Origin of the sequence: Rathayibacter sp. AY1C2 (assembly GCF_002931195.1) — a bacterium.
Taxonomy (GTDB): domain Bacteria; phylum Actinomycetota; class Actinomycetes; order Actinomycetales; family Microbacteriaceae; genus Rathayibacter.
Window position 1 is genome coordinate 79308 of sequence record NZ_PSWG01000003.1, and the last position, 12322, is coordinate 91629.

Sequence of the window (12322 nt, forward strand, 5' to 3'; positions counted from 1 at the left end):
CGCCGAGCGAGTGGCTCCAGGCCGCTCACGGAACCGTCGAGCGACGGAGTCTGAGAGCCCTCCTCGTCCCGGCTCCGGCCCGCCTGCCGGGTGCTGGAGTGTCCCGGTGCCCGGTGACCCCGCAGGCACTCCCCCGACCCCGAGAGAGAGAACGATCATGGCCCGCCCCCACACCGCCAGCCGCACCACGAGCGAGCAGCGCACCGAGCACGCCGAGCAGTACTCGGCCGGAGCGCGCTACGCGTCGGAGGCGTTCGGCACCTTCCTCCTGGTCGCCGGCGGCGTCGGCACCGCGGTGTTCGCCTCCGCCTTCCCCGACTCCGGCAACGCGCTCGGAGTCGGCTTCCTCGGCGTCGCCCTCGCCTTCGGCCTCACCGTGATGGCCGGCATCTACGCCGTCGGTCACATCTCCGGCGGCCACTTCAACCCCGCCGTCAGCATCGGCCTCGCCATCGCGGGCCGCACCGAGTGGAAGCACATCCCCGGCTACATCGTCAGCCAGATCCTCGGCGGTCTCGTCGGAGCCGCAATGGTCTTCCTCGTCGCCGCCGACGGCCCCACCGGCTACCTCGCCGCCGCCCGCGACTCCGGCTTCGCCTCCAACGGTTACGGCGCCGCCTCCCCCGGCGGCTTCGGCCTCGGCGCGGTCCTGCTGACCGAGATCGTCCTGACCGCCGTCTTCGTCGCCGTCATCCTCTCCGTCACCGCCAAGAGCGAGTACAAGGCCGTCGCGCCGCTCGCCATCGGCTTCACGCTGACACTCGTGCACCTGATCAGCATCCCGGTGAGCAACACGTCGGTGAACCCGGCGCGGTCGATCGCTGCCGCGGTGTTCGCGGGGCCGGATGCGCTGGGGCAGGTGTGGGTGTTCCTGGTGGCGCCGATCGTGGGAGCGGCGATCGCGGGGGTGGGTACGAAGGTGCTGAACCGGCGGAAGTAGTGGGGTGAGGGGACGCGCAGTGATGGGCGCTCACATTCGGGCAAAGGCAGATTGACGCTCGCGATCCACCTCGCGACCCAATCGCACGGAGCCGCGCTTCCTCTCCGGGTCACCAGTAGTGAGCACAACGAGCCGGGATCGCACGAGGTCGGACGGTGCGCCAGCCGACGGCGGCGCCTCCGCCCTCGGGCACTCGAGGAGCATCATCATCCCGAATCGATGCATCGAAAACTGTTTCCCCGCCGTGAGGTCGCCGGAGACGTGCCGTTCGCGCAGCCTGTAGAGCCCAGCGCGGTGGGCTAGAGCTGACCGCAACGAACGGCCATTCGTGCGTCAGGACCAACCCGTTGTGGCACCGCTCCACCTCGGAACGCCTGCACGGACGCAGAGCGAGACATTTTGCACCGAGACACCTTCCCGAGACGAACTCGCGCCCGGAATCGGGCGAGCGTCGGAGCTCTGCCTGCGAGGCGACGGCGTGCCCCAGAAACCCCAAGATTGTCAGCACAACCGTTGCTCCGGTCGCGCCAGACACAGCTGTGGAGGCAGGACTTCAAACCTGAGCACCCCTCGATGAATATGGGAGTGAGCAGGTAGATCACGGCACGACCTAGGCGTGCCGATGTTCAAAGCCCGGGGCAACACGCCCGCCCGCCTCTCAGAGGGTCCCCACGCACGAATGACACCACAGGAGTCGGCCGACCTGCTCCGTCCCGACGGCTGCCCACGTCCTCCAGCGCCCGCGTCGCCTCGGAGGCTAGGATTCGGACGACCATGCGTCCGCTGCCCTGGTCCCCAGCGATCTCTGATCTTGGAACGCGCAACCCGCGCAAAAGGGCCAAGATGGTGCTATGTGGATATCTAGGGTACGAGTCAACGGCGGGTTCCTGGCAGGCCTCGACGTGGAACTCCGCGAAGGACTGAACGTTGTCATCGGGCCACGAGGCGCTGGGAAAACGACCCTCCTCGAACTCATCAGGCACGCACTCGGCATTGAACACGCAGATGCGGCTGCGGCCAAACGGCATCAAGCACTGATCACTAATCTACTCGGCGCAGGCGAAGTCATCCTAGAAATGCAGAACGGCTTAGAATCTCGGCACATAGTAGTCGACGCACGAGGTAAAGGAAGATCCCCACAGACGTCAACTGCCGCACTTGCGTTGGGGCAGAACGAACTAGAGCAGATTGCGTCTAATTCTGCTAGCAGATTACACCTCATCGATCTCCGCGCTTCGGTTGATGCCGACGCACCGTCGATGCTCAATGCCGTCTCTCTTACCCGAGAGATTGCAAGGGCGCGCACCGAAGCCGACGGCCTCGCGGCAAGTCAGGCGCGACTACCGATTCTGCAGGAAGAACGTGAGGCGGCGATACTCCGCGAAGCAGAATTTCTCGCACAAGTTGATCAGCAACTTACAAATCAGCGAGACACACTGCGGGTCATCGAAAACGAAGTCATTCGCCTGTCAACACAATTAGAATCCGCTAAAGCGACATCTGGGGTATCAACTCGAGTCATTCAAACCTCGATAACACTTCAAGAAGCGCTTATGACTCTTTCGGAAGTCGAAGGTGGAGTAGCACTATCTGCAATTATCGAACCTCGACTGGCAGACATGCGCCCACATCTTGCACAGATTCAGGAAAGTATGTCTGGGCTGTTAGACGACCTTTCGATTTTCGAAAACACTTTAGAAGAACGCCAAGTAGCGCTGCAACTACAAGCCGAGCCGCTTCGAAGCGGACTAGAAGCCGCCGAGACCGGTCTCGGTCAGGTGACAGCACGAATCCGCAATATCGATTCTGAACTCGCAGAACTTAGGCGTCTAGCCGCTCAACGCGAGGTTCTAACTCGCCAGGTTCAGATTTCGGAATCGGCGCGCGACGAGATTTTCGACGAATTTAGCGACTGGCAGGAAGGTTTGTTTCAAGCTCGTCAGCAAATTGCAAGCCAAGTGTCATCCGACTTGAGAAGCCGCGTCATCGTTCAGGTCGAGCATCTCGCGGACAACACGAGCTTTCGAGATATTCTACTCGGCACACTCCAGGGCTCAGGTTTACAATATCGAGCGATTGCTGATGTCATGTCGCGTGCGCTTTTGCCGCGTCAGCTTCTCAACTATGTAGAGTCTTCGGATAGCAAATCGCTCGCTCTGGCCACCGGAATGCCCGAGGACAGAGCCGTCCGCGTGATCGCGCATCTCGGCAACGCAGATCTCATAAATGAGATCGCATCTGCGACCCTAGAAGATAAGGTTGACTTCAGGCTTCATGATGGCACCGTTGACAAAAGCGTAGACGAGCTATCGACAGGACAAAAGTGCGCAGTAACCCTACCGATCGTGTTAACAGAACTATCACGCATTCTGATCTTGGACCAGCCCGAAGACCACCTCGACAATGCTTACCTAGTCGGCAACGTTGTCAGCGCGCTGACTCGTCGGCGTGCATCAGGAGCTCAAACAATTGTGGCGACACATAACGCAAACATTCCTGTCTTGGGATCAGCTGATCAAGTTCTATCTATGGAAAGCGATGGCGTGAGGGGATTTATTGAAACCGAAGGCAGCTTTGACACAGCTGCGATCGTAAGCACAATCACTCGGTTGATGGAGGGCGGGCGCGACGCCTTCCAGAAGCGGGCAAGTTTCTATGGTGAGCATGAAGAATCTTTCTGAGCAGCGTGCAACTGAACTCCTTCTAAGCTCGGCACCTTACGATCGAACCCGGGCAGCACAGTGGTTCCTGGAGTTTGCTACAGAAAATCATCGACACACACTAATGCAGGCTATAAACTCCGAAAGCGTTCCTCTGGTGCGTCGGATGCTAGTAGACGCGTGCGAGCACATTAGTCCTAATGCGGAGATATCGCGGCAGGGGAGTCAGATAAACGACCCACAGCCTGAGCTACTGGCTATACTGGATTCGCTCGCAGGGCTTATTCGACACGAAACTGAGCCGTCGATAGGTTTTCTTCGGCGAAGTGCGGCTCGAGATCTTGGTATCAACTATGCGGAAAGCGAAACGTTCAGGTATATTGAACTTTTGCGCCTGAGGTTGCGAGGCCTTGAGACACTTACGTCAGCTCATCGATTTCCAAAATGGGAGCGCGTGTCTCTTAATGCCGTAATCCGCCAATCAACACCAGAGGCATTCCGGCAGGATGACTTCGAGCTGTCGTCCGATTCGGACCAAATAGACACCGACCCTGGACTGCTTTCGATAATCCTGGGTAACGCGCTCCTCAACGCGCGCGAAGCCGCTGATCAAGTTCCAAACGGTTCAGTTTGGGTATCTAGCAGCGTTACCGATCGAGACTTCTCCGTCGCGATACGCAACAACTTTGCGGGACAAACGTTCGACTCCGAAGTGGTTGCGCGTTCCGGTTTGTCCTCGAAGCCGAAACACAAGGGACTTGGAGTGACTGCTATGCACCTCGCAGCTAAGCGTCTCGAATATTCCGTGACACTCAATGCATCGGGCGGGACTGCGATGTTTGCCATTCGAGGTGCTCGCTACCATGGTTAGACTGAAGGCAATTTTGGTTGAAGACGAGCTTGCGACGGCCGACGCCACTCGCTCTGCGCTCGAGGAGATAGGCTTTCAGGTCTTTCACTACGAAGACGCAGTGTCAGCGCTCGCCGGCGACGCCACGTCCGGTACCCTAGTCGATCTACTCGTTCTTGACAGGCGTTTACCAAAGGTCGTCGGGGACGAACCGAGCGACTCGGTCGGTGACGAGTTACTAGACTCAATGCTTTTGCAGCATCCTGATTTAGTATCAATTGTGTTTAGCGGACATACTGGATTCGAGCATTCCCAATTTGTGTATGCCGATCGCGGAAATATTGCTATGGCCAATGGGTCCATTCAGCTGGATCGAGTTCGTCTTTTCGGCAAGGCGCAGTCGATCGAGTTCGATGAATACGCCCGAAAGGTATACCAAATCGTATCCACGCTCGATGATATTCAGATTTTGACTGAAACCTCGCTTAATGAATTTGAGAAGCGCTTAGTGCGGAGGGTTGCTGTTGAATTTGCTGGATTATCTGTTGGCGTGACGCCGCTCAAGGGAGGTCTTACGGAGGCGAAAGTATGGCTATGTAATATTGAAGGACCTGAAGGTCCGTCTGCACGAGTCGTCGCAAAAGAACAATCAAAATTGCCAGCGGCGGGAGGCTTCCAAGCGCTGTGCCCCGCGCATCTGACCGCTGGCACCATGGTAATAGTGCAAGGCTTCTGCGGAGGGCGAATTGCAACCGCCCAACAGCTTGCGGGCGGCGATCCCATCTCGTTACTCGATTTGCTGGCAAGTGACCCGGAGTCTGCAAGTGCAGTAGTGGGCGTAGTGACCCGCGGGTTAAGCGAAATGGTCGGCGGTCAGCCAGTGAACATTCCCGTGCAGGAAGTCGGGGAAGCCTATCTAGCGTGGGATGGCGCTCGGAATCGAGCGGCCTCCTTCGGCTTGACCCTGCCTCTAGGTTCTAAAATTGCTCTTACAACGCGCTCCGCGCAACATGGCGATCTTCATCCGGGAAACGTACTTGTCCAAGACGGCCATCCTGTGATCATCGATTTCGATAGTCAAACAACAGGAAGCGAACTTGTAGACGGGATATCATTACTTCTCGGTCCGATTTTTCATCGCGATTCAGTTCGGTCAAAAGCAACGTGGCCCTCGGTCGATCAGTGTCGTTTGTTCTTAACCGCTGAATTTTGGGTAGATTGTGACGCTCTCGGCTATTTTGAGACAGTGGCCGAATGGTTGGCTGATCGGCAACGATCGCCGCGTGAGCTGGCTGCCGTTGTCGCGGCTTACAGCCTGCGACAACTTCGCTACCACGATGTGGTCAGCGACAACTTGACGCGAGGACGCGCTCTTGCACTAGTCGAATGGGCTATCAGTTCGTTGAACGAATGATGCCGCCACGATCACGCGTGGTCGGCTCGATCTCGATCGGCGCTTAAGATGCATCGCGCGATGATCGCGCCCCAGACGAACGAAAAAGAGTAGTCCCTGGACGAAGAAGAGGATCTCACCCCGCAGGATGAGACCCTCAACATCGTCTGTCCGCGAGGGGAGGCTCGGAAGCCCGCGAGTCCCACGGCTCGTACTAGCAGTGGAGCTTCGGCACGATGCCTGTGGCCAGTCAATCCGATGAACCGGCTGTGCGCGCGGCGCTTAGCACCGCTCGTTCAGCGACCTGATTGGCAACCACGGATGGCGACACCGTGCGGGCCGTGCAGCTGTACGGTTGGAACGCCCGCATTTCCGTAGCGTCTATGCTGCCGGCGCACTTCGCCGAGGTGACGACCCGGAACACGGTTGCCGACGGCCTCGAGCCCGTCTACGGTCCTGACTGGCACTGGGACACGTCCTTCACAGGAAGTCTTGCCGCCCCGCAACGCAACTTCCGCGCGCTCGAGAGGAGCTCGTTCAGACGCGCCCGAGACTGCGGAACATCGGGAAGGTCATCGCAGAGCTGAAGTTCGCGTTCTGACCGAACCTGTTCACGGCCCGGCACGACACCCGCCTGTGGAGTCCCCACATCACGGCAGCTCTCCCGCACGCCGACTCCTCAGCGGCGGCAAGCGTGCGCGAACGTGTGTATACCGTTCTAGACGCCATCCGGCAGTTGCGCAACCGCATTGCTCATCATGAGCCGATCGTCAACCGGCATCTCGGTGATGACCTCACCCGCATTTTCGAGTTGATCGACCTACGCAGCCAGCCCACTGCAGCCCGGGTGCGCGACCTGGAGGACGTCACTCAGATCTTGACCAAGCGCCCCTAACAACGACACCCCTTCGTCGTAAACACTGCCACCACTCGTCACCACACTGCATGGCTGGTGATCGGTCAGGCGTAGCCGCGGACGGTGTCTCGGATGGTCTGGGCGTGGTCGTAGATCTCGTCGAGGGTGGTAATCGGGTGACGGGTCTCGACTTTCGCATCGTCGAAGGTGCCCAGGTATTTCTGCTTGCGGTTGAAGTGCAGACGAGCGACGGGCTTGCGGTTGTTGTCGTCGAGGATCACCGCGAAGTAGGACTTCGCATCACGTTGCGCGATGCGGTGCGTCTTCACCTCACTGCACGCGATGGCCTTGATGATCTGGAACCCCTCGAGTTCCTCGAGGGTGGTCTCGATGTCGCTCTGCTCCTCGAGCTCCTCCTCGACGACCTCCTGGCTGGTGATCGACTGCTCTGCCGCAATCACCTCGGTGCGGGGGAAGTTCGGCGCGCCGAGTGCGGTTTTGAGGCGTTCATTGACCTGCTCGTTGAGGAACTGCTTGGACGCCTTCGTGACGAGCGCCGTGAACTGGTCCCGCACCTTTTGCGTGTACGCGCCCTCGTAAACCCGGGTGGTGAAGAACTTGACCCAGTCGTCGCTGGGCTGGCTGAACTGGCCGGCCAGGGCACGCTTGATCTGACCGATGTATTTCAGCTCCCCCGCCGCGCTGATGATCGAGTCGAGATCGAACACGTCCTTGGTGAGCTTCGTCAGCTCCGGGATCAGGGTCTCGTCGATGTCGTTCAGATCCAGCACGAGGAACGGCTTCGCGTCCATCCGATTCGGGGCGTCCAGGTCGGTGAAGAACTGGTACTGCTCACCGTTGGTGAGGATCGCGATGCGCGCGTTGGTGACGGCGAAGTACCGGTACAGCTGCGACGCGTGCTCGATCTTGATCGGCTCGCTGGACTTCTTGCACTCGATCAAGATCTGCACCTCACCGTTGTGCACGATCGCGTAGTCGATCTTCTCGCCCTTCTTCACCCCCACGTCCGCGATGAACTCCGGGACCACCTCGAGCGGGTTAAACACGTCGTAGCCGAGGATCGTCGAGATGAACGGCATCACGAACGCGTTCTTCGTCGCCTCCTCCGTCTGGATGATCTCCCTCTGCTGACGCACCTTCGTCGCCAACGCGATCAACCGCTCCGTGAACTCCATCACTCTCCTCATCCGTTACCTAAGCTGACCGTGCCGAGCCGGGAGGCTCCAAGCGCAGCGCCACGCAGACACCACCAGCGGCGGTGAGCGAGCTCGGGAGCTCCGGTGGATGCGTCGGAAGTCGTGTACCTCGATATCGCAGAATGCCCCATGCCGGGGTAGTTCTCAACCCGTCTACGAATATGAAGGCTTCGCCTCGCCCTTCTGCGGAGTGATGTTGGAGCCTCAGTGGAACGTCTGGGGCAGCGTCAAGGGTGCGGGCCAGCCACATCGAGTTCGGCGGGCGTGTGCACGGCGGATGGGACTTCGTCGACGGGGATGACGACGCACAGTCGAACTGCACTGGTCACGGTACGCATGTCGCTGGAACCATTGGTGGAGCCACCTGCGGAGTCGCCAAGGACATCGGCATCGAACCTCGCTGCCGGTTCGACACACTCTGAGTGTTCCAGCGATCACCGCGTCTGCCAGCGGCACGACTGCTTCCACCACCGTCCTGGTCACTGGCGTTACGACACCGGGGGCGCCGACCGACGCCACGGCCGTGAAGAACGACTCAGCCCGATCGGCCACCTTCAGCTGGTCGCCTCCCCTCTCCGACGGCGGCTCGGCGATCACGGGCTACCGCGTCTCGCGTGATGGCACGGACGCTGCCGGCAACGGCTCCTGGACGACCGTGGTGCCCTCCTCCTCCCGGTCGCAGGAGTTCACCAACCTGGCCATCGGCTCGACCTACACCTTCACCGTGAAGGCGATCTCCGCGATCGGGACCGGAGCGGCATCGAGCGCTTCCGTCCGCATCTCGCCGACCTACAGCCTCACCTCCAGCACCCCGGCGATCACCGGCAGCGCGAAGGTGGGGTCGGTCCTCACGGCGACCACCGGCACGTGGGGTCCCGCTCCCGTGGCCCTCGCCTACCAATGGAAGGCGAACGGCACCGCGCTCTCCGGAGCGACGGCGAGCACCTACACGCCCACGAGCGGCACCGTCGGAAAGACGATCACTGTGACCGTGACCGGGACCAAGACCGGATACACGACCACGGCTCGCACCTCGGCGGCGACCGCAGCCGTCAGCTCAAGCACCTTAACCACCTCGACACCGACCGTCACCGGGACCGCCAAAGTCGGTTCCACTCTGACGGCGAACCCCGGCACCTGGGGTCCGTCATCAGTGGCCCTCGCCTACCAGTGGAAGGCGAACGGCACCGCGCTGTCCGGCGCGACGAGCAGAACCTACAGCCCGTCGAGCGCCACCGTGGGCAAGACCATCACTGTGACGGTCGTGGGCACGAGCGCCGGCTACACCAGTGCGACCCGCACCTCGGCCGCCACAGCAACGGTCGTTCTCGGCACTCTCACCGCGCCGATTCCGACCATCACCGGCACCGCGAAGGTCGCCGCCACCCTCACCGCGAATGTCGGGGCGTGGGGCCCTGCCCCGGTCGCGCTGACCTACCAGTGGAAGGCCAACGGGACCGCCATCAGCGGCGCGACCGCCGCCACCTACAAGCTGACCAGCGCGACCGTCGGCAAGAAGATCACCGTGACCGTCACCGGCAAGAAGACGGGCTACACCACCGTCGTCCGCACCTCGGCTGCCACAGGTGCGGTGGTCCGGTAGCGACCCGAGGGCCAGTGCGGTCACCTTCTCTGCACGAGTCGAGGTGACCACACCGGGTCGAGCGGAGTGGGTAGAACCTCCCTGAGGTGACGATCTCTGATTGCTGTCCAAGACTCACCGCTGGCGAGCTGGGTTCCGTCTCCCTCCTCCTAAAGTGGCGACCCTCCTGGGCGGCATCGGCCCTTTCCCGATCGACGGATCGCCCCTACTCTCAGGGCTACTACGGCCCGGAGTCAGAGGGCGCGGTTCATCGACTCTCGCGACCCGGGGGCGGAACCGGGTGCGAGCACTCCCGGCCGTCGTCGGATGCGTAGCGGTCTCGTGTCGGCCCCAGCAAAGGATCGGAGAACCCATGGACCGGACTCTCGGCGACACGCTTCTGCTGTCCCCGCTGATCGCTCCGCCCGAAACCGAGATGAAGAAGGCGCTGCTGTTGAGCGAGCGGTTCTCGACGATCGCTCCCCATGGATTCGAGCCCACAGAGACTCTGATCGAGATGGAAGACAGGGGATGGTGGGTCCCCGCTCACCTCGACGATCTCGATGACCTCGATCGAGACCTCGCCGTTCTCGAATGCATGGACGCCGCGGATTACTACACCTACAAGACGGACGACTGGGCGAAGTCCGACAGGCTGCTCGCGGGAAAACTGCCTTACGAACTGGAGAGCTGGCTCGTCAAGCACGACTATCTCCTGCCGGCCACGGAAAGCAGCTCGCAGTTCCGAGCGACCAGACAGAACCTGGTCCCCGCGCTCCTCGCGATCTGCGGCCGGCGCCTCTGCCAGGCGAAGGGCTGGCAGTACGGCGTGGCCACGACCGCGACGGCCCGGCAGGCGCTGTTCGCGATCGACGACACCACCGACCAGCGTGCTCTCGCCCTCACGCTCTACGACATCCCCGAGCCACACCCGGAGGCGACCTTCGACGACATCGTGGCCTTCCGTCAGAGCAAGCAGAAACGCTCGCCCGGTACCTCGTCGGCCTCCGAGACGTGCGGCTCGCCGTCGCCGAGGCGGACGACAGCAGGCAGCTCGAGGACGCGCTCCTCACCTACGAGGCGCGTGTCTCGGAACTCCATCAAGCGTCCGGCCCCCTGAAGGGCCAGGGCGGCGGGCGACTCGATCCGATGACTCTGCTGATCCCGATGACCGAGGTCGGCGTCGCCGGCGGAGACTCGTTGACCTCAGGGCCGAGCTTCCCTCCGATCGTCCTAGCGGTGCGAGCCCTCGCCTCGGTCGTCACTCTGCGCCGGCACGTCGCGACGTCCTACCTCTCCGCTGCGGTGGCGAAGAACCTGATCGAGGCGCCGGAGAGCCGAGCGGTGACGGTCGGCCTGCGAGACTGACCGCATCACGGCGCCTTACGACGCGACTCCGCCATGCCGTGGGTGACCAGGAGTCTGGCCCCCCGCTTCGGTACCGTCTCCCCCATGCCCGACCCCACCTCCAACACCCCCGAGGTCGCCGCCGAGCACCTCCGTGCCGAGCTGCAGCTGCGGCGCTTCGGGCGGCTCCGCCTCACGATTGACATGGCGCTGGGCAGCGGATTCCTCGCTCCCTACGATCTCGTCGTCCTCCGCCTCGACACCGGCGCGGAGATCATCCGCGTGAAGGCCGATCTCACCGATCCCCACTATCTCCTCGGGCAGGTCGAGCTCGACCTCGAGACGAAGACGGTCGCCGAGTTCCTCGAGGAGTGGCGGCCCGCCTGACCAGGCCGGCACAGCCGCGATCCCGGTGACGGGACGGGGCCGAGGCGACCGGAGCAGGACGGCGGAGATCCGCGCCCCCTCGCCTCACAGATCCGCAGGAACTCTGTCGCGCTCCTCGTCGGCGGCCACTACCGGCACCCACGCGCCGCGCGCCGGCCGCCCCGCCCACCACACGTACACCCCGGCTGCCACCACAGCGCCTCCGGCTCCGATCGCCCACCACGGGAACCCGGCGACGTCGGGCGACTCCCCCGCCGCGTCCACATCCGACTGCGGCGTCGGGATCACGCGTTCGCCGGTGACGAGGATGCGGTGGGTGTTGATCCCGAGCGGCGTGCAGGTGACGAGGGTCAGGAGGTCCTGGCCGGGCTGCACGAGGAGGCTCTGCGTGTCCTCCGGCTCGACGACGAGCGTCTCGCGCACGCGGTAGGTGACCACCTCGCCGTAGACCTCGATGGTGAAGGTGTCGCCGACGTCGACGCGATCGAGGTGGGTGAAGAGCTCGGCCGAGGCGAGGCCGCGGTGGCCGGTGAGCACCGAGTGGGTGGAGGGGCCGCCGACCGGCAGGGCGGTGCCCTCGAGGTGGCCGACGCCCCGCTCGAGGACGGCGTCGCTCGTGCCGTGGAAGATCGGCAGGTCCACGTCGATCGCGGGGATCCGGATCCGGGCCATCAGTCCCTCGGCGTCGCCGCGCAGGAGGGAGGAGTAGCGCTCGCGGTCGGCGACCTGCTCGTCGTCGGCGAGGGGGAGGCGCTCGTTCGCGGCGACGGCCGCGCCGCCACCGCTGAGGCTCTGGTTGTAGGCGCGGGCCTCGACGAGGTTCTGCCGGAGGGTCTCGGCGCCGAGGTCGGTGATGTCCTGCGTGAGCGAGTCGATCTCGCGCGCCTGCTCGACGGCGCTCAGCCAGCTGGCGGCGACGGGGTACAGCAGCAGCGCCACCCCCGAGAGGCTGATGAGCGCGATGACCAGCGGGGCGATCGGCAGCCGCCAGCGCGGCCGGCGGTGGATCCGCCTCCGCGGAGGAAAAGGGCTGGAGACAGAGGAATGCGGGGCACCCGACGGGTGCCCCGCATTCGACTTCGTCATGGTC

The 12322-nt window shown here is 62.5% G+C and carries 11 protein-coding genes; 9 read left to right on the forward strand and 2 right to left on the reverse strand.

The features are described from left to right. The first annotated feature begins 157 nt into the window (after positions 1-157). The 5 genes from aqpZ (at position 158) to C5C55_RS16460 (ending at position 6738) form a co-directional block, all read left to right on the forward strand. The gene (gene aqpZ / locus C5C55_RS03630) at positions 158-940 is read left to right on the forward strand and encodes an aquaporin Z (protein ID WP_104232949.1); all 783 of its coding nucleotides are present in this window, start codon (positions 158-160) and stop codon (positions 938-940) included. A gap of 902 nt (positions 941-1842) precedes the next feature. Next, on the forward strand, positions 1843-3621 hold the full coding sequence (locus C5C55_RS03635) for an AAA family ATPase (RefSeq protein ID WP_181067759.1): 1779 nt from the start codon (positions 1843-1845) through the stop codon (positions 3619-3621). 145 nt (positions 3622-3766) lie between these two features. Beyond that, positions 3767-4471 (forward strand): GHKL domain-containing protein, encoded by a 705-nt coding sequence (locus C5C55_RS17005; RefSeq protein WP_374954229.1) that lies wholly within the window; start codon positions 3767-3769, stop codon positions 4469-4471. Continuing rightward, entirely contained in the window at positions 4464-5864 is a 1401-nt protein-coding gene (locus tag C5C55_RS03645) for a response regulator (protein WP_181067761.1), read from the forward strand. Before C5C55_RS17005 ends, C5C55_RS03645 begins: the two co-directional genes overlap by 8 nt. A 673-nt stretch (positions 5865-6537) precedes the next feature. Beyond that, a complete protein-coding gene (locus C5C55_RS16460; RefSeq protein ID WP_181067762.1) occupies positions 6538-6738 on the forward strand; it encodes a hypothetical protein in 201 nt (66 codons plus the stop codon). Positions 6739-6803: 65 nt separating this feature from the next. On the opposite strand, the gene C5C55_RS03655 is transcribed toward C5C55_RS16460, so the two are convergent. Then, a complete protein-coding gene (locus C5C55_RS03655; RefSeq protein WP_104232954.1) occupies positions 6804-7895 on the reverse strand; it encodes a type I restriction endonuclease in 1092 nt (363 codons plus the stop codon). A 496-nt stretch (positions 7896-8391) separates the two neighbouring features. On the opposite strand from C5C55_RS03655, the gene C5C55_RS03665 reads away from it, so the two are divergent. The 4 genes from C5C55_RS03665 to C5C55_RS03680 all read left to right on the forward strand — a co-directional run bounded on the left by C5C55_RS03665 (position 8392) and on the right by C5C55_RS03680 (position 11232). Then, positions 8392-9519 carry a fibronectin type III domain-containing protein gene (locus C5C55_RS03665; RefSeq protein WP_258072492.1) on the forward strand — a complete coding sequence of 376 codons (1128 nt, stop codon included), beginning with the start codon at positions 8392-8394 and terminating at the stop codon, positions 9517-9519. A gap of 352 nt (positions 9520-9871) precedes the next feature. Beyond that, positions 9872-10618: a hypothetical protein gene (locus C5C55_RS03670; protein WP_104232956.1), complete on the forward strand. Its 747-nt coding sequence runs from the start codon at positions 9872-9874 to the stop codon at positions 10616-10618. Positions 10619-10647: 29 nt separating this feature from the next. Further along, positions 10648-10866, forward strand: a complete 219-nt coding sequence (locus tag C5C55_RS03675) for a hypothetical protein (protein ID WP_104232957.1) — start codon at positions 10648-10650, stop codon at positions 10864-10866. Positions 10867-10950: 84 nt separating this feature from the next. Further along, positions 10951-11232: a hypothetical protein gene (locus C5C55_RS03680; RefSeq protein ID WP_104232958.1), complete on the forward strand. Its 282-nt coding sequence runs from the start codon at positions 10951-10953 to the stop codon at positions 11230-11232. An 84-nt stretch (positions 11233-11316) separates the two neighbouring features. On the opposite strand, the gene C5C55_RS03685 is transcribed toward C5C55_RS03680, so the two are convergent. Continuing rightward, positions 11317-12318 carry a class C sortase gene (locus C5C55_RS03685; protein WP_219812984.1) on the reverse strand — a complete coding sequence of 334 codons (1002 nt, stop codon included), beginning with the start codon at positions 12316-12318 and terminating at the stop codon, positions 11317-11319. Between the last annotated feature and the right edge of the window lie 4 nt (positions 12319-12322).